21 protein-coding genes are annotated in these 19,782 nt (G+C 31.3%); 12 read left to right on the top strand and 9 right to left on the bottom strand.

All coding sequences use genetic code 11. The features are described from left to right. Positions 1–41: 41 nt before the first annotated feature. From IMCC3317_RS22130 to IMCC3317_RS22115, 4 genes are all read left to right on the top strand, one after another. Positions 42–620: a superoxide dismutase family protein gene (locus IMCC3317_RS22130; RefSeq protein ID WP_160131645.1), complete on the top strand. Its 579-nt coding sequence runs from the start codon at positions 42–44 to the stop codon at positions 618–620. A gap of 240 nt (positions 621–860) precedes the next feature. Continuing rightward, positions 861–2,042, top strand: coding sequence for an LETM1-related biofilm-associated protein (locus IMCC3317_RS22125; protein ID WP_160131644.1), 1,182 nt, complete (start codon positions 861–863; stop codon positions 2,040–2,042). 251 nt (positions 2,043–2,293) lie between these two features. After that, positions 2,294–2,974 (top strand): PD40 domain-containing protein, encoded by a 681-nt coding sequence (locus tag IMCC3317_RS22120; protein WP_160131643.1) that lies wholly within the window; start codon positions 2,294–2,296, stop codon positions 2,972–2,974. Positions 2,975–3,097: 123 nt separating this feature from the next. Then, on the top strand, positions 3,098–3,730 hold the full coding sequence (locus IMCC3317_RS22115; RefSeq protein WP_160131642.1) for an outer membrane beta-barrel protein: 633 nt from the start codon (positions 3,098–3,100) through the stop codon (positions 3,728–3,730). 362 nt (positions 3,731–4,092) lie between these two features. Here the strand turns inward: IMCC3317_RS22115 and IMCC3317_RS22110 are convergent, their stop codons facing one another. From IMCC3317_RS22110 to IMCC3317_RS22070, 9 genes are all read right to left on the bottom strand, one after another. Next, positions 4,093–4,836 carry a LytR/AlgR family response regulator transcription factor gene (locus IMCC3317_RS22110; protein WP_160131641.1) on the bottom strand — a complete coding sequence of 248 codons (744 nt, stop codon included), beginning with the start codon at positions 4,834–4,836 and terminating at the stop codon, positions 4,093–4,095. Continuing rightward, positions 4,833–6,332 (bottom strand): sensor histidine kinase, encoded by a 1,500-nt coding sequence (locus tag IMCC3317_RS22105; protein ID WP_160131640.1) that lies wholly within the window; start codon positions 6,330–6,332, stop codon positions 4,833–4,835. The genes IMCC3317_RS22110 and IMCC3317_RS22105 overlap by 4 nt, the downstream gene beginning before the upstream one ends. Positions 6,333–6,529: 197 nt before the next feature. Beyond that, positions 6,530–7,285, bottom strand: a complete 756-nt coding sequence (locus IMCC3317_RS22100; protein WP_160131639.1) for a LytR/AlgR family response regulator transcription factor — start codon at positions 7,283–7,285, stop codon at positions 6,530–6,532. A gap of 282 nt (positions 7,286–7,567) precedes the next feature. Continuing rightward, entirely contained in the window at positions 7,568–7,912 is a 345-nt protein-coding gene (locus IMCC3317_RS22095) for a 2TM domain-containing protein (protein WP_160131638.1), read from the bottom strand. Between the two features lie 19 nt (positions 7,913–7,931). Then, on the bottom strand, positions 7,932–8,288 hold the full coding sequence (locus IMCC3317_RS22090; protein ID WP_228054877.1) for a 2TM domain-containing protein: 357 nt from the start codon (positions 8,286–8,288) through the stop codon (positions 7,932–7,934). Further along, entirely contained in the window at positions 8,288–9,649 is a 1,362-nt protein-coding gene (locus IMCC3317_RS22085) for a 2TM domain-containing protein (RefSeq protein WP_170293865.1), read from the bottom strand. Before IMCC3317_RS22085 ends, IMCC3317_RS22090 begins: the two co-directional genes overlap by 1 nt. 57 nt (positions 9,650–9,706) lie before the next feature. Further along, positions 9,707–10,333: a tetratricopeptide repeat protein gene (locus IMCC3317_RS22080; protein WP_160131637.1), complete on the bottom strand. Its 627-nt coding sequence runs from the start codon at positions 10,331–10,333 to the stop codon at positions 9,707–9,709. Between the two features lie 357 nt (positions 10,334–10,690). Next, positions 10,691–10,864 carry a hypothetical protein gene (locus IMCC3317_RS22075; protein WP_160131636.1) on the bottom strand — a complete coding sequence of 58 codons (174 nt, stop codon included), beginning with the start codon at positions 10,862–10,864 and terminating at the stop codon, positions 10,691–10,693. Further along, positions 10,861–11,487, bottom strand: a complete 627-nt coding sequence (locus tag IMCC3317_RS22070; RefSeq protein WP_160131635.1) for an RNA polymerase sigma factor — start codon at positions 11,485–11,487, stop codon at positions 10,861–10,863. Before IMCC3317_RS22070 ends, IMCC3317_RS22075 begins: the two co-directional genes overlap by 4 nt. Positions 11,488–11,688: 201 nt before the next feature. Here IMCC3317_RS22070 and IMCC3317_RS22065 point away from each other — a divergent pair, with 201 nt between their 5' ends. The 8 genes from IMCC3317_RS22065 to IMCC3317_RS22030 all read left to right on the top strand — a co-directional run bounded on the left by IMCC3317_RS22065 (position 11,689) and on the right by IMCC3317_RS22030 (position 19,654). Continuing rightward, positions 11,689–12,015: a hypothetical protein gene (locus IMCC3317_RS22065; protein WP_160131634.1), complete on the top strand. Its 327-nt coding sequence runs from the start codon at positions 11,689–11,691 to the stop codon at positions 12,013–12,015. Between the two features lie 310 nt (positions 12,016–12,325). Further along, the gene (locus tag IMCC3317_RS22060; RefSeq protein WP_160131633.1) at positions 12,326–13,336 is read left to right on the top strand and encodes a CNNM domain-containing protein; all 1,011 of its coding nucleotides are present in this window, start codon (positions 12,326–12,328) and stop codon (positions 13,334–13,336) included. 67 nt (positions 13,337–13,403) lie between these two features. Beyond that, positions 13,404–14,105 carry a hypothetical protein gene (locus tag IMCC3317_RS22055; RefSeq protein WP_160131632.1) on the top strand — a complete coding sequence of 234 codons (702 nt, stop codon included), beginning with the start codon at positions 13,404–13,406 and terminating at the stop codon, positions 14,103–14,105. Between the two features lie 27 nt (positions 14,106–14,132). Further along, a complete protein-coding gene (locus tag IMCC3317_RS22050) occupies positions 14,133–15,089 on the top strand; it encodes a calcium/sodium antiporter (RefSeq protein WP_160131631.1) in 957 nt (318 codons plus the stop codon). A gap of 56 nt (positions 15,090–15,145) precedes the next feature. After that, positions 15,146–16,036, top strand: coding sequence for a mechanosensitive ion channel family protein (locus IMCC3317_RS22045; RefSeq protein ID WP_160131630.1), 891 nt, complete (start codon positions 15,146–15,148; stop codon positions 16,034–16,036). Beyond that, a complete protein-coding gene (locus IMCC3317_RS22040) occupies positions 16,036–17,280 on the top strand; it encodes a cation:proton antiporter (RefSeq protein ID WP_160131629.1) in 1,245 nt (414 codons plus the stop codon). The genes IMCC3317_RS22045 and IMCC3317_RS22040 overlap by 1 nt, the downstream gene beginning before the upstream one ends. A 546-nt stretch (positions 17,281–17,826) precedes the next feature. Beyond that, positions 17,827–18,699 (top strand): 30S ribosomal protein S6--L-glutamate ligase, encoded by an 873-nt coding sequence (gene rimK, locus IMCC3317_RS22035; RefSeq protein WP_160131628.1) that lies wholly within the window; start codon positions 17,827–17,829, stop codon positions 18,697–18,699. Next, positions 18,692–19,654, top strand: a complete 963-nt coding sequence (locus IMCC3317_RS22030; RefSeq protein WP_160131627.1) for a succinylglutamate desuccinylase/aspartoacylase family protein — start codon at positions 18,692–18,694, stop codon at positions 19,652–19,654. The genes rimK and IMCC3317_RS22030 overlap by 8 nt, the downstream gene beginning before the upstream one ends. Positions 19,655–19,782: the final 128 nt, after the last annotated feature.

Genomic DNA, 19,782 nt, shown 5'->3' with positions numbered 1-19,782 from the left:
TACCTTGTTAAATACAATAATTAAATAAATATCCAAAAATAATGAAAAAAGTAATATTAATTGCAGCTTCAGCACTGTTAGTGCTATCCGTAAGTTGTAAGAAAAAAGAAGATAAAAAAGATCCGACAAAAGCGGAAACAGAAACTGTAACAACGGAAGAGACTGAGACAAAGAAAATTACATTCTCTTTAGAACCAAAAAGTGATAGTAAAGTTTTTGGAAAAGTCGTATTTGCAGAAAAAGATGGGAAAGTAACCATGTCAGCTATTATGGAAGGTTTAGACGAAGGAAAACATGCAATTCACATTCATGAGAAAGCAGATTGTTCTTCCGCTGATGGAAAATCAACTGGTGGACATTGGAATCCGACAGCACAACCACATGGAAAATGGGGAGCAGCAGAAGGATATCACAAAGGCGACATTGGAAACTTTGAAGTAAAAGCGGATGGTCTTGGAACTATTACTTTTACTACTGATCAGTGGTGTATTGATTGTGATGATGAAAACAAAAATATTGTTGGAAAAGCAATTATTGTGCATCAAGGAACCGATGATTTTGTAACGCAACCAACTGGAGATGCAGGAGGACGCGTAAGTTGTGGCGGAATAATTCAATAAGAAATTAAAAAATAATGTATTTATAAAGCTACTTATTCCAAAGTAGCTTTATTTTTGCGTTTAATACCCAATAAATTTTAAAATAATTGATGCAAAATTTGAATTATATTTTATTTAGACAAAAAAAGAAAATATCAGCATAGCCTTAGTTACGCTTATATTTTATATTGAAGTATAAAGGAAATAGAAACAAATTTAATTGGTTATTTTGAAGTTGATTGGTATAATATTAGAGCAATCATGAACCCATCTTCCAAAGGTTGGATAAAAAAACTACTCCAAGATTATCGTGCGCTTCCTCAGAAGGAAAAGCAACATACGCTAGACGATTTTTATAACGATTTAAAATCGTGCGGATTTATTTATGGAACCAATTTTCGTACACTTTTTGATATGATTGACACCAACGATTTGTCACATGAAGAATTGTGTAAAGTCAATATGTTATTGTCGTTTCTGTTTATGCACGAACATTATCGTTCAGAAGAAAATTTTATTGATAGCGTCACAGGATTCTACAATATGGTGGCAGATTATAAGAGTTCTTTTCTTGAAGAATTGTTTATGGGAAAGAAAAAATCATACGATTTACTCGAAAGTATGCTTAATAAACGAATCGCGATTGACGACAACGTAATTACCAAAAAATTCAATTATTTCATTACCAATACTTTACTTTTTGTTGATATACTTGCTTATGAGAAGTATATCCAAACGGGCGAAGTTACTAATGTATATCTTCGAAATTTAGAAGCGTCGATTGAAGCCATTATTTTTGAAGCACTTGATTTAAAGAAAGTTAAAACGAAGTATGATACTAGTTTGATTAAATTGTTTGAAGCTTCTTTTCGTTTTGATAATAGAATTCGCTTGCAATACGATGATATTTTGCAATATATAACCAATCCGCTGACGAAACAGTATATTATTGATTTGGTATGTATGACTTTTTGGACAGATAAAACAATTGACGACCAAGAACGTGATTTATTGAATCGTTTAGGGAAAGACTTGAAAATTTCGAAGAAAATACTTTTAAAAGCAACCGATGATATTCACTTGTTTTACACCGAACATAGAGATGATATTGCTTTGTTAAAATCGCGCAATATGGTGAAGAGTTTTTATGAAAATTCTAGCAATATGGTGACAACATTAATCAATAGAAATAAAAAACGGTTGGCTTCGGAATTGTATGAAAGTAAGGAGTTGATGTCGTTACTTTCGCAATCTACCACACGATCGCTCACAGATGAAGAGCAAAAACGTGTGAAAGATCAGTTGTTAGATATTTTTAAAACTATTCCAAGTTTGGCAATTTTTATGTTGCCTGGCGGAATGTTATTGTTACCGATTGTCATTAAGTATATTCCAAAGATTTTACTTTCTAGTTTTGATGATAATCGGGTAGATGATGATTAGGTCGCTTTGCTTTAAGGTCGCTGCGCTCTTTTGTTGATTAGTTTTTTGTTGATTTGTACTGTGTGTTTGTGTTGAAAATAAACAAAACTTATCTAATTAGTGAATCAATATCGTTCTTGAATAAAGGAAAAATGTGCTTTGAAGAAGAAAATATTCAACTCGATTGAATAATATTTTTCTTTAAAAGTAAAAAGTAATAGTTTTATAGAAAATATTTCTTTCAATTCCACATTAGTAATACTACACTAAATATGAAAAATACAATACGATTATCATTCTTGATTCTAATTTTAATGAGTTGTGAAAGTAAAAAAAGTAACAACTCTCAAACTACTGATGATTCAAAAGTAATAATAGCAAAAATTATTATTGAAGATGATAACTTATTCGCTATAAATTCTGAAGGAATAAAAAAACAATTAACGTTCAATAAAAGTGATAAGAATCCTATACTATCAGAAGATTCTCAAAAAGTAATTTTTATACGTAGTGTTGAAGAAAGAAATCAATATACAAACTACAAAAGGTATAAATTAATGGAAGTAAATATTGAGAACTTATTAGAACGAACAATCACAGATAAAAAACCATATGCTGATGGTCTAGATAATAGTTATGAAATTCTCCATATTATCAATCCAACTATATCATTAGATACTAAATATATTTATTTCGTAACTGAAAAATATGCAACATCAAATCAATTAGTTAGAGTGAATTTAGAAAATGGAAAATGGAAAGAATTATTTGCCACAGAAAACTATGAACTCGTAAAAAAAGGTGCTTACAAAGGATTATTTTTGATTAGTAAGAGTGAAATCAGAGATAAAGGAAGAGCTATATACTTCATGATTTGTAATGAGGAAGGAAAAACTCTCAAGGACTTTAAGGATGAAGCTAGCTTCAATGACTTCAAAAATTCTATCAAATAACTCTCCTAGTTTACATAAATCAAGGAATTATTAGTGGATATTTATAAATCTCGACTGCATCTTTTTTTAATTTTGGAATATTCTTATTAATTTCGCTTTTTTCATTAATTAAAACAATCTCTTATGAAAAAACTGAACACAGTTTTATTAATTATTTTCATCTTTTCATGTATTCAATTGAACGCACAAAATTCGCAATCAAGATTTAGTGTTTTTAGTTATGGTGGAATTGGTTTTGCTAAAGTTGAAATCGACAATGAAGCGAATTACAATTTGAATGTAAATTCCGCAGAATTATTAGTTTATTACAGAATTGGAGATCGCCTTGGAATTGCTACTGGTCTTGGTTTTGATAATTTTTCTGGAAATGGATTCAATTCGACAGGGAGTTTTTATCATGAACGAAATTCCTTAAGAATCCCATTACTTGCCATGTATAATTTTAATGTGGCGGAGAAAGTGAGAATCTATGGGAATATTGGATTATATGGTCGAAATGTTTCATCTGAAGAATATGACGCCGCTAATATCATGACGATTGTAGGAACTTATGAAGGTTGGAATTTTGGGTTGCAGACTTCAATTGGACTCGCATACAATTTTGATGAAAATTATAGTATGGGATTCACTATCAATAACCAAGGTGATTTTACAAATATTGATAGCGTAACTACGAACATCAATACTGGCTCAAAAAATCAACAAAAAATAAAAGGAATGTATACTGCGGGACTTTCTTTTGGTTATAATTTCTAATAAAGTAGCCTTCGAGTGCCTCAGGCTGCTGCTTTACATAAATTAAATTACTTCGTAATTAAATAGCAATATTTAGTAGCCTGAGATTTCCTCGAAGGCTACTATGTTAGTTGAGTCAATAAAACAAATATGCTACGAAAAAAAATGATAATGAGTTGTTTTTTGGTGTTAGTGAACTGCTATTTTTGGACTCGCTTCGCTGCTAGATGTTAGGTCGCTTGCTCCTTTTGTTGTCTGTTTTTCGTTGATTCGGTTATTCGTTATTCGTTATTCGTTATTCGTTATTCGTTATTCGTTATTCGTTATTCGAAAAATACTTTTTTTTATTTGAAATTTAGCATTCAACATTTATAATTTAAAACTTAGTTCAGCCAATTTTTAAAATCTTTTACACGTTCTCGGCTTACGATGATTTCTTGTTCTTTGAAGTTGTTTAGTTTGATTTGTAATCGTGAGTTGGTGTAACTTATAATGTCTTTTATAAAAGTTTTATGTAAGATGAATTTACGATTGGCTCGATTGAATATTTGCCTTGGCAATACCGTTTCCAAATGTGATAACGAATAATCAATAGGAAAAGATTGATCGTTTTTTGTGTGAATGAATGTTGTGTTGTATTCGCTGTATAAACACACAATTTCTGCCAATTTGATGATTTTAATTTTTCGTCCAATTTTCACCGCAAAACTATCTTTTGTTACAGTTTCTTTTGAATATTGTACTAATTGCTGAATTTCTTCCATTCGATTTGGAATCGCTTGAAAATTTTTCACTTTGGCAATCCCTTCCGCTAATTTTTCGTTTGTAATTGGTTTTAGTAAATACGCAATACTTTTATAATCAAACGCTTGCAACGCATACATATCATACGCAGTTGTGAAAATGATATAACTTGTAATTGATACTTCTTTAAATATTTCAAAGACCAATCCGTCACCAAGTTGAATGTCTACAAAAAATACTTCAGGATGTTCGTTGTTTTTCAGCCAAGCAATTGATTGTCGTACAGAAGAAAGTTCTGCAACAACCTCAACTTCTGCGTCTGCAAGTTTTCTAGCCAATCTCCTACTCGATGGAATTTCATCTTCTATGATTAGTGCTTTCATGAATTTTCCAGATTTAAAAGTGGTAATTTAATGGTAAATAAAGTCGCGGTTTCTTCAATAATTACTTCTTTTTCGGTTAAAAAATGATACCGAGATTTAATATTTTCAATTCCTGTTCCTTTTGATACTTCGGTGAGTTTTTTAAGTCGTTTTGTATTCTGTACGATTAAATAATCGTCTTGGATTCTAATAGTAATTTTCAAAGGCATTTCATTAGAAACCTCATTGTGTTTTATGGTATTTTCAATGACTTGTTGCAATGCTAATGGAATGATAAAACAAATGAATTTAGTCTTTTCTGGTAACGTATAGTGAAATGCATCTTCATACCGATATTTCAACAGTTCTAAGTAATTTTTTGAGAATTTAAGCGCGCTTTCTAGTGAAACAACATCTTCATCTTCTTGTCGTAAAAAGTGCCTGTATATATCTCCTAACGATTCTGAGAAACGAACTGCTTTCTGCGGATTTTCTTCAATCAAAGAAGTTAACACATTTATATTATTAAACAAAAAATGCGGACTCAACTGACGACGAAGACTTTCATATTTTTCAGTTTGTTTCCCTATTTGTGCTTTGAATGCTTTTTGCTCAACAGAACGCTTCTGATTGAAATATAAAAATTGATAGAATAATACACAGAAAATAACATATAGACTATCAGCACCAATATATGTTAGTTCTCTTTTAAAATTAAAAATTTTCATTACAGCCTCATATTCACGATTAGATAATAATGTAATGAAGCTTAGTAATGGCATCGTAAATTGCATTATAATAAAAGTTCCCATAGTAGTCACTCCTAATAATGCAAAAAATGAAATCTTGTGTTCTAAAAGTTTATTAAAAAGTAATACCAAATGCCAACAAATAAAGGCAGTAATAATACTCCTTAAATAAAATACACTGATACCTTCAAAAGAAAAACCTCCAAATCTTGGGAAAAAGGGTATCAAGAAAATCATATACATTGCTGATAATCCTAATGCGTATAAAAACACTTTTTTATATACTGAAACTCTCTTCCATACGATTTTATCTTGGTTATTGAATTTAGTTTTGAATTTGTATTTCAGATAGTGAATAATGGAGAAAAATAAAGCAATCCCTGCGCCTACAACAGTATTTAATATTATTACATAACCTGCATGTGTAAAAGACAAATTCCCTTTTTTAATTAATAAAAGTATGACTACAGAGATTCCGGTAACAATAGCAGGTATTAAGATTGTAGAAAACAAGTACATTAAAGTTTTATTAGTGTTTCCTTTTTGTACCATCCAATTATCAATACTGTAGAATGTTAGTATTGTGAAAAATAAATATGGTCCTACAAACAAAGAAATTTCAATAAGATTTGATATTATTTTTTCCGTTGTCTCTCCCATCGCAGGGAATCCTATCATGGTAATTCCATAAATAAATATAACAATTAGTACCAATGATAAAGATAGTATCGTTTTTTTGAGTATTTGTACTATTGTTTTTGTGTTCATCATACTTGTTTTTAAAGTTCAAGTATAAAAGTCAATAAAACAAATATGCTACTAAAAAAAATGATAGTGAGCTGTTGTTTGGAGTTAGTGAACTGCTGTTTTTGGACTCGCTTTGTTCCTTTGTTGTTTGTTTTTCGTTGATTCGTTGATTCGTTGTTAATTTAAAATTTAGCATTCAACATTTATAATTTCAAAACTTAGTTCAGCCAATTTTTAAAGTCTTTTACGCGTTCTCGGCTTACGATGATTTCTTGTTCTTTAAAGTTGTTTAGTTTGATTTGTAATCGTGAGTTGGTGTAACTTATAATGTCTTTGATTGCGTTGATATTGATGTAAAATTTTCTGCTTACGCGATAGAATATTTCTGGAGATAATTCATCTTCTAACTGCTCTAAAGACGTTTCTAAGAGATAGTTTCTGCCTTCCGTGGTAAATACGTATGTGCCTTTGTTTTCGCTGTAAAAACACTCAATTTCGTCAATTGGAATCATTTTTAAATGTTGTCCGACTTTTATGGTATAGCGTTTCTTGTAAGTCCGTTCTATCGGGTTGATTAAGAGCTTTTTAATGTCGTCAAAGTTGAGTTGTACATTTTGTGTTTTTGGCGCGCGTGTTTTGTATTTTTCTACGGCAGTAATGAGTTCGTCTTCATCAATAGGTTTTAGTAAATAATCAATACTATTCAGTTTGAACGCTTGCAATGCATATTCATCATACGCAGTAGTAAAGATGATTGCTGATGTGATATCAATGACTTCAAATATTTCGAAAGACAATCCGTCAGAAAGTTGAATGTCCAAAAAGATTAAATCTGGATGCGGATTGTTCTGAAACCATTCTACTGATTCTGCTACCGAATGCAACATGACTTCTACTTTCATGTCTTCTGCTTCAAGCATTCGATTCAGTCTTCGTGCAGATGGTTTTTCGTCTTCTATGATGATTACTTTCATTGTTGATTAATTGTTAGTTGTTAGTTGTTAGTTGTTAGTTGTTAGAAAGAAGCAATTTTACATTTAAAATTCAACATTTAGCATTTATAATTTCTTTTCACTTTTCGTTATTCGTTATTCGTTATTCGTTATTCGTTATTCGTTATTCGTTATTCGTTATTCAAAAAAAAACTTTTACATTTAAAATTCAACATTTAGCATTTAGCATTTAAAATTTCTTTTAACTTCTCACTTTTAACTCTTCACTTTTAACTTTTAACTTTTAACTTTTAACTTTCAAAACTATTCCCAATTGCGTTCGTCTTTAGACATGTACTCCTTTATTTTTCGCTCTTCCCAATTTTTTCCAAACATGAAGTTAGATCCAAAAGTGCCTAGTGCATGAAACGCAACTCCAATTCCCCAAAAGAATGCTGTAGAAAAGTGTCCAAATTGCCAGAAACTTTCTCCATTGTCTAAGTTTAATCCAATCATTGTTAATATGAATACATTGACGATAATATAAGAAGCGAAATGTCCATAGAAACCTTTGATTTTGTCTACTTTTTTTTGTGCTTGTATATACCGTTCTTCTTCTGCGTAATTTTTAAAGTTTGCTGCTGTTTTATTTGATGATAATCTTTCCATGATGTGTTATTTTTTTAAACTATTTCCAATTACGAGTATCCTTATTCATATATTCTTTCATTTTTCGCTCTTCCCATTTTTGACCAAATATACTTATGAATGTAAAAACATTGACAGCATGAATGGTTAATCCAAGTCCCCAAATAATCCATAATGTGTATATTTCTCCGTCTGAAAGTGCATTTCCTATTGTAAAACCGTCTTGTACACGTTCGTAAATCGTGCGTATAGTAAAGATGGAATTTATCAATATGTATACAGCTAAGTGTGTATAAAAACCACGAAGTGATTCCATTTTTTTCTTAGCGCGCACATACGCTTCATTCTCTATTTGTATGTTATCTGTATTTCTTCTAGCATCTTCCATTAGTTCCATTAGTTCCATTTTTTACGTTCATCTTGTTCCATATATTCTCTGATTTTACGCTCTTCCCAATTTCTTCCGAAACGTCCATCTTCAAAATATACGCTCATTGCATGGAAAGTTAATCCAATTCCCCAACCAAACATCGGAAACCAAAACCAATGGAATTCTGGACTTGTTGTTAAGTTAATAAATATTAAAAATGGAATTACTAGACAGTATGATACTAAATTATAATAAAATTCTTTTAATTTCTCTACATGTTTTCTTGCTTTGATATATTCATCATTCAAACCTCTCTCGCCTGAACCTATAGTTTTGTTTCTCATGATTTCTATTTGTTTTGTGAGCATCGGAATTGATACTTGAAAGTCCGATGCTGTTTTGTTAATGTATACTTCACGTTCTGTAAGCAAGTCATATCGTTGTGTGATATTGTTTAATCCTACGCCGCTACTCTTTTTTACAATTTGTTTTTCTTGAAGATTATTTTGTACAATTAAATTTCCTCCATCTTCATATATTTTTATATGCAACGGTTTTGACGGCGTTACCATATTGTGCTTTACTGCATTTTCTAGTAATAATTGCAATGCTAATGGGACAACTTTACTTTCTGGATTGCTTGCTGCGTCAGGAATTTCAAAAATGATACTATCTTCAAAGCGCATTTTTAATATGCCCATGTACGTTTTTGCAAACTTAAATTCTTCATCAACGGTAACTAATTCTTTATTTTTCTGTTCTAATACATATCGATATACTTTGGAAAGTCCTGATGTGAATTTTTGCGCCTGACGCGGATTTTCATCAATTAAAGAACTTAATACATTTAAACTGTTGAATAAAAAATGTGGATCTAATTGATTTTTTAAAGCATCAAACTGTGCCGAAGCTGTTCCTGCGATGATTTTCTGTTCGGTAACTTTCTTTTTTTGCAATTCTTTGTAAAAGTATAATGCGTGAAAGAATAAAGAGAAAAAGAACGTAATTAGAAGCGCATTTATGTAAGATCCCATACTTTCTTCCTTAATAAAGACAGTATATGTTTTTCCGTTTATTGCCATTACATGAACCATTCGCACTAAAAAAAAGGTGAACATTGTAATAGCTACAGAAGTTACAATTCCAATAAGCAAGCGATACTTTTTTATTGATCCTGTCCAAATCACACCGCTATTCATGTAATTAAAGAAATAGGAATTCACCAAACTAATTGGAATGGCATACATGCAATAGTATGCATAGCTTATCAGCATTCTTTGGTCAAAGTTGATGACTTTTCCCGAACTATATCTGAATATTAAATCTACCGCTAATAATAGCATGGCGATGATAGCTCCGAAAAATACTATTCTGCTAAATTCTTTCATGGTGTTTGTTTAAGTGCGCTTTCGCTCAAATATACTAAGGATTTTTATACGATGCTTTTACTTTTTGCAATCTTCTGCCAATTTTGTTGCACGCTCTTTTCCCCAACTTGGATGAAATGCAGTTTCAGGTTTGTCGGTTTCAAAAAGTGTTTTTGCTTTTTCAAATGCTACACAAAATACTGCGGTGTCTTGTTTAAAATAGCGTGCGCTTTCAATGTCCCATTCTGCTTTGCATAATACAACTCTTGGATTGTTTTTGTCAATTGCCAACGCTTTTCCGTAAATTTCACTGACTTTTGGTCCGTATTGCATTCCGTATGTAGCGCCATCATAAGCAACCCAAACCGTATATAACATGGCTTGCAAAATCATGAGTTCTGGATTGTTTGGCGAAATACTTGTTGCATGATCCAATTGTAATTGTGCTTTGTCTAATTGTAATGTTAGTTGATTTTTATCTTTAATTCCAAAACCTCCTGTAATATTAATTTGTGCTGCGTAATATGATGGCAACCATTCTGTTGGTGCAGCTTCTGAGATACGCTCAAATAAATTTGACGCTTCACTCCTTTTGTTTTGTTCTAATAAAGAAAATGCTTTTTGCATTCCTTTTTCATATTTCGTTTGCCCGTTTACAGTCATTCCTATGAAGACTAAACTTAAAATTAATGCTACTTTTTTCATTGTTGTCTTTTTTAATTGTTTAATTAGTTGCTAGTGTTTGAATGGTTTCTCAGATAATTGAAAAAACATAATTGACGATAATAAATGCGATACTGATCATTTTTTGATTGTTTTGATTGATGATTCAAATATCTTATAAATGACCTTCTCGTGAAAAAAGAAACTACTGAATTGTATTTTTTTTAGGATGAATTGTTATTTTGGACGCGCTTCGCTTTTGGAAACGGCTTCGCCTTTAGTATCGCTGTCGCTTTTGGACACGCTTCACTTCGACAAGCTCAGTGTAAACGCTTTTGGTATTTTGGTATGTGAATTAGTTACAAAGCAGATAAACTTATAAACCCTTCAACTTATAAACTACTTTTTGCTTTTCCCAAGTAAATCTTGAAAAATAGTCGCAAATTTTACGGTAAATAAGTCTGTAAGTTCTGTTGCAAGAGTGATAGAAGCAATATCATTTAGTACCTTTTTCTTTATTTCTGGCGGTAAATCCTTTTGAATCCGCATTTCCTTAAATGGATTCTTCTTCATTGCTCAAGTTTTTTGTATTCTTCTACAATTCTGATTCTAGCTCTTTTTAAGCGCATTTTCACAGCACTTTCTCCGATGCTTAAAATTTTTTGCAACTCTTTTACTGAAGTATCATCTTGATATTTTAAAAGTAAGATAGATTTATCTTCCGGCTCAATTTGGTCAAGTGCTGTTTCTAGTTTTGATACTTTTAGTTCAAATAACTCTTCTTCATTAATATCTTCCATATGAGACAAATAATAATCATGATTATCCATAGAATCTGAAGCATCATTCATTTTTCGAGCCTTGTCTCTGTTTACATAATTAACACAAAAATTATAGGTAAAAGAATATAACCATGTCGAGAATTTCGACGTGCCTTTAAATGTATTCAGTTTGATAAATAACTTTAGGAAAACATCTTGAGTTAAATCTTTTGCTTCTTCTTCATTTCGGGCAAAACTATAGCATTTGTTATAGACTTTTTTACCATAACGATCATACAATGTACTATAAAGCAGCGTGTTATTCGTAGCTACTATTTGAGCCACCAAATCCTCATCCGAAAACTTTTTAGAGCTACCTAAAAGGTTTTTAGTCGTATTCACAGTAACTAAAAATAATCTATTTAAAAAACCCATGTAACTTTTGGAGGATGAAAAAATATTTAAAGGTTTAAAGGTAGAGAATAAAGTACAGTAATAAATTATTCTTTTCTAATTACTTTATGAATAGTCTTTAAAGCCTTTTTTACGTGTTTCGAAAGAGAGCAAAATAATCACACTATAATGTGACTTGTTGTACATTTAGGTGTCTCAGAATTAAAATAAAAAGTTAATAAAATGAAGTTCAACCCCTTTTCTAGACAAGCGATTTCTAAAGAAATTAAACATCCAGTGTATAATGAAGTGAGTAAAGAGATAGATGCTTATTTAAATTTTGCATTTAAAGCCAATTATGTTGCGCTAAAATCAACGGGGAAGTTAGAAAAATTCATTGATGACTCAGAAGTTATTTATAATGATGCATTTCAAATGCTACAAGATATTAACCACAAGTCCAATACGTACCTGAATGATGACGATAAAATGACAAATTATATGAACTTAGCGCTTTCATTAGTCTTTCAAGATATCAATAAAAAATTCTACGTCAACAAGCACCAATAAAAGAATTCCTCTTTCAAATACCACTATCTAATAAATAATTTAGATAGAAAACAACTTTTCGTCAAATTGCCTTTATGGCTTTAGCAAAGCCGAACTTTCTACTAATTTTCTTTGTACTAATAACTGCCAAAATTACAGCAGCCGCAGATGTAGCAGTAGAAATAAGTTATTGATTATATAAATTCGTTTACTATTTTTGTATTTATTAGGGCGATAATTAATAGGTAAACTCGCCTCATAATAATTAACTATTTGATGTGACTTTCTAATATTTAACGTGTCTCAAATACTTAAAACTTATAGTAAAAAAATGGAATATTTAATTGTTGGTATCCTAGTAGTATTGTCTGGCTGTTTTAGCGGACTTACACTTGGTTTTTTTAGTTTGAATGTAACTGCGCTTGAAAGAAAAATAAAATTAGGAGACAAAAGAGCTATAAAAGTGTATCCAATTCGAAAAAGAGGAAACCTTTTATTGTGCACACTTCTTATTGGTAACGTTGCTGTAAACTCAGCGGCTGCCATATTTTTAGGCGAAATTGCAAGTGGTTTAGTTGCTGGTGTTATTTCCACAGTACTAATTGTAATATTTGGCGAAATTTTGCCACAAGCTTTCTTTTCAAGATTTGCACTTACGCTTGGCGCGAAAACAGTTTGGTTAGTGAAAATATTTATATTTATTATGTATCCTCTTGCATATCCATTATCACTTGTTCTAGATAAATTATTAGGAGAAGAGTTACAAACCATTTGGAGCAAACGTGAAATTAAAGAAATTATAAAACATCACGAAAATAATGAAGCATCAGATATTGATGAAGATGAAGAGCGTATTATGATTGGTGCCTTATCTTTTTCTGAAGTACTAGTTAAAAAAATAATGACACCAAAACCTGTACTTTTCAAGCTTGAAAAAACGCAGGTTTTAGATAAAACTACACTTATTGAAATTAGAAATAAAGGATTTACACGAATTCCTATATACGAAATAGGTGAAGACAACTTAGTAGGAGTTCTCTATTCAAAAGACCTAATTGGCTTGTTTGAAGAAAACAAAACAGTAGCGGATTTTATTAGTAAAACCAAACCAATTTTCGCAAAAGATACCATGCGTTTAGATACGTTAATGAATCGTTTTATTGATAAAAAAGTGCATATCGCCTTTGTACATGACGAGTATAGTACTTTTATTGGTATTGTAACGCTGGAGGATATAATTGAAGAAATTTTGAAAGTAGAAATTGTCGATGAAGTAGATTTTGCTACCGATATGCAACATTTCGCTCTAGAACAAACGAAGCGTACTATTTTAGAATCTTAAATACTAAAAATAATCCTGTACAGGAACAAAAATATATTTATTAAAAAACATAACTAATAGTAAAAAAATGAAAACACTTTATACCGTAAACATCTCAAAATTCTCAACAATTGAAGAACTTCCTAACGCTTGGACTGATCGGAATTATATAGAGCTTTTAGAGGAAATGGATTATGGGGATAGTTCCACTATTGATCCTGCAGAATTAAGAGAAATGTGTATGATGGCTATTACCGATAATGAGCCAAATGAAGCTGCAAAAATTTTGTTAGATTATATTTTTAAAGATGAACTAAACGATGGTCAAAAGGAAAATCTTTCTCATGAAATGATCGATGAAAAACTCTGGGAACAATATGCCGAATTATCAATGCATGAAGCATTTTTTAATGTTGGACAACTTCTGTATCAATCATACAATGGAAAATTTCCGCATCCAGAAGCCGTACGTTTTCAAGCATCAATTGAAGCAAAAAATTCGCATGATTTAGAAATTTTTGAAGATCAAGACGAAGCTACAATTCTGAGACTACTTACGAAAGGAATGCCCGAAAACACACTTATCAACAGACTTTTTAAAGATGAGATAGAAGGCGAAGAATTTTCAGAAGCAAAGAATATTATTTGGCAACTCAAAAAAATGGGTGCTGAAGGAAACAGTCTCACTTTTGAAATAATTTCGTCATTATACTGGTTTCACGACTTAAAATATATAGAATCATTTGAAGGTACAACACATCCAGATGAAGACGAACCTGTAGAAGATTAAAACCACATACTAAATAATTAGAGATAAATGACTTTACCCATACTATTAATAATCCTAGGTTTTATATTCCTTATAAAAGGTGCCAACTGGATGATTAATGGATCTACTTTATTAGCCAAAAAATATAACATTTCAGACCTAGTTATTGGTCTTACTATAGTTGCTTTTGGTACTTCGGCTCCAGAATTAGTGGTAAATATTATCGCTTCTTCTGAGGCGCATTCAGATATTGTTTTGGGCAATGTGATAGGAAGTAATAATTTTAATTTATTTGTGATTTTAGGTATTGTAGGACTCATTTATCCTATTGCAGTACAATCAACAATGGTTAAAAATGAAATTCCTATTTCATTACTCGCTGCGGTAATTTTTTTGCTACTTTCCACTAATTTTTATTCAGGAAGTAACGGAATTTCTAGAATAGATGGCTTGCTATTACTCAGCTTATTCGCAGGTTTTCTTTTTTACATCTACAAACAGATGACGAAGGAAAAAGTACAAAGTGAAGTCGTTGTGAGTTCAACTTCAAATAAAAAGATATGGTTGCTGATTTGCATTGGTCTTTTAGCGTTAATTATAGGTGGTAAATTGGTTGTAGATAATGCAGTAGAGCTTGCTACATCATTAGGCGTAAGCCAAAAAATGATTGGACTTACAATTATTGCAGCTGGAACTTCTTTACCTGAATTAGTGACTTCTGTAGTTGCAGCTTTTAAAAAGAATAGTGATATCGCAATTGGAAATATTATTGGCTCAAATATTTTTAATATTTTATTAGTTTTAGCTATTAGCAGTATTATTCATCCAATAGATTACAATACAAATTTTAATCCGTCATTGTATTTTTTAATCGGTGGAACTTTATTTTTATTAGTAGCAATGTTTACGGGCAAAAAATTAAAACTTGACCGATGGGAAGCTGCTATATTGTTATTCGCTTTTGTTTTATTTACTGTTTATGTAATTTCAAAAGAGATAAACTAGTACGTCTCTGCATTAATTTTTATCTTTAAGCATATTCAATAACATTGAAAACCAAAATGGAGGAATTTTATAACATACTACAACATCCAGTTTTTGTAAAATTAGCTTCTATATTTATACTTTTTGTTGTCATCTATTTTGCGGTTCGTGTGCTAAAAAACGGAGCTGTCAAATTAGTCAATGACAATGAAACTAAGTATAAATTTAGAAAGTTGGTATCTTTTCTTGGATATATAGCTTTCTTTATTGGATTGATGTTTATTTTCAACACCAAATTCTCAGGTATTGGAACAGCTCTTGGAGTTGCTGGCGCCGGAATTGCTTTTGCGCTTCAAGAAGTCATTGTCAGCGTTGCTGGTTATATAACTATTTTTACTGGACGCTTTTTTAAAGTAGGAGATAGAATAAAACTAGGAAGCGTTAAAGGAGATGTGATTGATATTGGATTGCTCAGAACAACATTAATGGAAATTGGCGATTGGGTAAATGGCGATCTTTACAATGGGAAAATGGTACGTGTAGCAAATAGTTTTGTTTTCAAAGATCCTGTTTATAATTATTCAGGCGATTTTCCTTTTTTGTGGGATGAACTAATTGTGCCCGTAAAAACGAATAGTGATTTTAAGTATACCAAAGAATTATTTGAAAACATACTAAAAGAAGAATTGGGCGATTTTGCAAATAATTCGCAAGCCGCTTGGGATAAAATGATTGGTGAATACAATATTGAAAATGCGAAAGTGCAACCAATGGTAACGATGTTGTTTAATGAAAACTGGATTACATTCACATTACGATATGTTGTAGACTTTAAATCGAGACGCATTACAAAATCTAACTTATCTGAAAAAATATTATCTGCAATTAATGCTTCAAATGGTAAAGTAGAAGTTGCTTCAGCGGCAATAGAAATTACAGCATTCCCAAAAAATAGTACACCAAACTAATGAAATTAAGCCTTATAACCTTACTAGCCTCTTCGTCTACTTCTATAGATGCAATTATTACGCTCGTATCTATTTTAGCTATTGTAGTTATTATTTTTAGTGTCGTATTGCGTGCAGTGAATCAGACGTATATTATTGGATATATATTTACAGGAATATTATTAGGACAACACGGTATTGGCGTTGTAAAGGATGAAGAATCTATATTTCTTTTGGGCGAATTGGGTATTATATTACTTCTCTTCTTTATTGGAATGGAAATTAATTTAGTAGACTTTGTAAAACGATGGAAAGTAGCCGTTGTCGGGACATTGGCTCAAATAAGTCTTAGTGTATTAATTGTTGTTATTATCGGACACTTTATAGACTGGAATTTTGCACGTTCTGTAGTAGTTGGTTTTGTAATTGCTTTGAGTAGTTCGGCAGTCGTTATTAAATTATTACAAGACAAAAAACTAATAAATAAAAGAGTTGGTAAGAATGTTTTGAGTATTCTGCTAGCGCAAGATGTCGCATTAGTGCCACTACTTATTATTATATCTCAACTAGGCGGAAAAGAACAATCGATGCAAAGTCTTGTGTTAATGATTGTAGGTGCCGTTATTATTGTTTCAGTACTTATTTATATTTACATCAAAGGTACATTACACATCCCATTTGCAAAAAGAATTGATAGAGACCACGAATTGCAGGTTTTTATGGCAATCTTTTTATGTTTTGGAGGCGCATTATTCACATTACTTTTTGGACTTTCCGGCGCATTAGGAGCATTTGTTGGCGGAATGATTATTAACTCCGTGAAAGAAACTGGCTGGATTCATGACACACTACATTCCTTTAGAGTCCTATTTGTATCTTTCTTTTTTATAAGTGTTGGACTCCAAATAGATCTTGATTTCTTGCAACATAACTTAGGAATTATTTTAATAGTATTACTCGTGGTTTATATGACAAACCACTTCTTAAATACGATTATCTTGCGTATGTTTTCTTCTAATTGGAGAGAAGCATTTTTAGGAGGCGCATTATTAGCACAAATAGGAGAATTAAGCTTCTTATTAAGTTCAACGGCATTAAGCTTAGGTATCATTCAAGAATTTGCTTATAAATTTACCATAAGTCTTATTTCACTCACACTGATAATTAGTCCGTTTTGGATTGGACTCACAGAAAAACTCATTGACATTAGCGCAAAAAGAAAGCTGACTCGATTAAAGCGGCAGCATACACTTTCGCAAAAATAAAAGAGATACATTCTAGTGTAAATCATACCAATTTTTTCGCATTAAATATTTCTATTTCAAGTTTAATTATAAATTTGTATCAGTGAAAAAAAACTTATCACGTAAACTTTCGTTGAGAGGAAATATTAAAATAATAGTACAAATGTGACCGAGTAATTATTTTGGTGTCTATATTTGTAGTTAATACCAATTAAATCTTAAAATGATTGATACTAAATTAAAATTATATTTTTTTTAGATGAAATAGAAAATCTAAGCATAGCATTAGTTACGGTTCTATTTTATATTGAAATACTTGTGCTGAGCGCAGTCGAAGTATAAAGGAAATAGAAATGAATTTCATCGGTCATTTTGAAGTTTATTTGGTATAATTTAAACAACAAATCTCAAGGAAGTAAAACATAGTAGGCGCACTTGCTTATTTATTCATAATCAACTGAATAAATCTAGTATTGGCACTAGTTTCTTTTGGTTAATTTCTTAAGAAATACTAGTTTACTTTATTAAATAATCTTTTCCTATAACAAAAAAATAAAATATAAATTTATGAAAATTGTAGTTCTATCACAAAATCCAAATCTGTATTCAACGAAGCGAATTGTAGAAGCTGGCAAGAAAAAAGGTCATGAAATGTTAATTATTGATCATACTAAATGTAACCTAGTTATTGAAAAGAAAAATCCAACAATAATATACAAAGGAAAGCAAATTACTGGTGTTGATGGTATCATTCCAAGAATTGGTGCTTCCGTTACTTTTTATGGAACTGCGGTAGTACGTCAATTTGAAATGATGAAAGTCTTTTCAGCTACAGAATCTCAGGCATTGGTAAGATCTCGTGATAAACTTAGAAGTCTTCAAATTTTATCTAGAGCAGGTTTAGGATTACCAAAAACTGTATTTAGTAATTATTCAAAAGATGTGAGCCAAATTGTAGAAGCAGCTGGTGGCGCGCCATTAGTAATAAAATTACTAGAAGGAACGCAAGGATTAGGTGTGGTATTGGCAGATAATAAAAACTCTGCCGAATCAATATTAGAAGCATTCAATGGTTTGAAAGCTAGAGTAATTGCACAAGAATTCATAAAAGAAGCTGGCGGAGCAGATATTAGAATATTTATTGTTGATGGCGTCGTAGTTGGTGCGATGAAAAGACAAGGTAAAGAAGGAGAATTTAGATCAAATCTTCACAGAGGTGGAAGTGCAAACATTGTACAATTAACCGATGAAGAAGAAAATGCAGCGCTCAAAGCAGCGAAAGCTATGGGACTTGGTGTTGCAGGAGTTGATTTATTACAATCATCACGTGGACCACTTATTCTTGAAGTAAACTCATCGCCTGGATTAGAAGGTATTGAAACTGCAACAGGTAAAGATATTGCCAATTTTATTATTAAATATGTTGAAAGAAATGCTTGATAATACTATTGAAATATTAGGCAACGCAGTTTCTAAAGGAAAAGGCATACAATTAAATCTGGATATTGCAACACTTCACACAAGAACCAAAATTGAAGTTCCAGTCATTATTGAGCGCGCCAAAAAAGATGGTCCGTGTATGTTAATCACAGGAGGAATTCACGGTGATGAATTTAATGGTATTGAAATTGTACGCCAAATTATTTCTAAAGGCTATAACAAGCCTACTTGCGGAACTATTATTTGTATTCCTGTGGTTAATATTTTTGGGTTTTTAAATCAATCAAGAGAATTTCCTGATGGTAGAGACCTCAACAGAGTTTTTCCTGGTAATGAGAGAGGTTCACTTGCCAGTAGATTTGCCTATCATTTAATGACCGAAATAGTTCCACATATTGACTATTGTATTGACTTTCATACTGGTGGAAGAGAACGTTTCAATGCTCCACAAATACGAATCAGTGAAGATGCTGAAACCAGTAAACTTGCTGAAATATTTGAAGCACCATTTATTTTAAAATCTAAAAACAGAGAAAAATCCTTTAGAGATTCTTGTGTGAAACAAGGCAAGAAAGTATTGCTTTTTGAAGGAGGAAAATCGTTGTCACTGAATAATGAAGTTACAGACATTGGAGTTTCTGGCGCCCTAAAAGTAATGCAGCATCTTGGTATTAGAAATTTTACAAAAGAACTCAAAAATTATAAAAATAAAACGAAAATGCAACCTACCGTAGTTGAAAAGTCGTCTTGGGTTCGTGCCAGATATTCTGGTATGTATCATCCTATTGCACAAACAGGAGCTTATGTTGAAAAAGGAGCAATTATTGGAAGTATTTCTGGTCCTTACGGTGATTTTGAAAAGCAAATTAAGGCTCCTAACGCCGGGTATATCATTTGTACTAACCAAGCACCAATTGTAAATCAAGGTGACGCATTGATACATTTAACGAAGTGAGATTAACCTAAGTCTTTGTTCTTTTGTCTTTTGTCTTTGTTCTTTTGTCTTTTGTCTTTGTTCTTTTGTCTTTTATAATTATTAGAATAAAAAAGTGACTCTTATTAATTTTTTGTGTCAGAATGTAA

It is taken from the genome of Kordia antarctica (genome assembly GCF_009901525.1).
GTDB classification, from domain to species: domain Bacteria; phylum Bacteroidota; class Bacteroidia; order Flavobacteriales; family Flavobacteriaceae; genus Kordia; species Kordia antarctica.
This window is presented reverse-complemented; position numbering and strand designations above follow the sequence as displayed.

What these genes read in the sequence shown, in the direction of transcription:
- IMCC3317_RS22130 (WP_160131645.1), top strand. Translation starts at nt 42, where the DNA reads ATGAAAAAAGTAATATTAATTGCAGCTTCAGCACTGTTAGTGCTATCC.
- IMCC3317_RS22125 (WP_160131644.1), top strand. Translation starts at nt 861, where the DNA reads ATGAACCCATCTTCCAAAGGTTGGATAAAAAAACTACTCCAAGATTAT.
- IMCC3317_RS22120 (WP_160131643.1), top strand. Translation starts at nt 2,294, where the DNA reads ATGAAAAATACAATACGATTATCATTCTTGATTCTAATTTTAATGAGT.
- IMCC3317_RS22115 (WP_160131642.1), top strand. Translation starts at nt 3,098, where the DNA reads ATGAAAAAACTGAACACAGTTTTATTAATTATTTTCATCTTTTCATGT.
- IMCC3317_RS22110 (WP_160131641.1), bottom strand. Translation starts at nt 4,836, where the DNA reads ATGAAAGCACTAATCATAGAAGATGAAATTCCATCGAGTAGGAGATTG.
- IMCC3317_RS22105 (WP_160131640.1), bottom strand. Translation starts at nt 6,332, where the DNA reads ATGAACACAAAAACAATAGTACAAATACTCAAAAAAACGATACTATCT.
- IMCC3317_RS22100 (WP_160131639.1), bottom strand. Translation starts at nt 7,285, where the DNA reads ATGAAAGTAATCATCATAGAAGACGAAAAACCATCTGCACGAAGACTG.
- IMCC3317_RS22095 (WP_160131638.1), bottom strand. Translation starts at nt 7,912, where the DNA reads ATGGAAAGATTATCATCAAATAAAACAGCAGCAAACTTTAAAAATTAC.
- IMCC3317_RS22090 (WP_228054877.1), bottom strand. Translation starts at nt 8,288, where the DNA reads ATGGAACTAATGGAAGATGCTAGAAGAAATACAGATAACATACAAATA.
- IMCC3317_RS22085 (WP_170293865.1), bottom strand. Translation starts at nt 9,649, where the DNA reads ATGAAAGAATTTAGCAGAATAGTATTTTTCGGAGCTATCATCGCCATG.
- IMCC3317_RS22080 (WP_160131637.1), bottom strand. Translation starts at nt 10,333, where the DNA reads ATGAAAAAAGTAGCATTAATTTTAAGTTTAGTCTTCATAGGAATGACT.
- IMCC3317_RS22075 (WP_160131636.1), bottom strand. Translation starts at nt 10,864, where the DNA reads ATGAAGAAGAATCCATTTAAGGAAATGCGGATTCAAAAGGATTTACCG.
- IMCC3317_RS22070 (WP_160131635.1), bottom strand. Translation starts at nt 11,487, where the DNA reads ATGGGTTTTTTAAATAGATTATTTTTAGTTACTGTGAATACGACTAAA.
- IMCC3317_RS22065 (WP_160131634.1), top strand. Translation starts at nt 11,689, where the DNA reads ATGAAGTTCAACCCCTTTTCTAGACAAGCGATTTCTAAAGAAATTAAA.
- IMCC3317_RS22060 (WP_160131633.1), top strand. Translation starts at nt 12,326, where the DNA reads ATGGAATATTTAATTGTTGGTATCCTAGTAGTATTGTCTGGCTGTTTT.
- IMCC3317_RS22055 (WP_160131632.1), top strand. Translation starts at nt 13,404, where the DNA reads ATGAAAACACTTTATACCGTAAACATCTCAAAATTCTCAACAATTGAA.
- IMCC3317_RS22050 (WP_160131631.1), top strand. Translation starts at nt 14,133, where the DNA reads ATGACTTTACCCATACTATTAATAATCCTAGGTTTTATATTCCTTATA.
- IMCC3317_RS22045 (WP_160131630.1), top strand. Translation starts at nt 15,146, where the DNA reads ATGGAGGAATTTTATAACATACTACAACATCCAGTTTTTGTAAAATTA.
- IMCC3317_RS22040 (WP_160131629.1), top strand. Translation starts at nt 16,036, where the DNA reads ATGAAATTAAGCCTTATAACCTTACTAGCCTCTTCGTCTACTTCTATA.
- rimK (WP_160131628.1), top strand. Translation starts at nt 17,827, where the DNA reads ATGAAAATTGTAGTTCTATCACAAAATCCAAATCTGTATTCAACGAAG.
- IMCC3317_RS22030 (WP_160131627.1), top strand. Translation starts at nt 18,692, where the DNA reads ATGCTTGATAATACTATTGAAATATTAGGCAACGCAGTTTCTAAAGGA.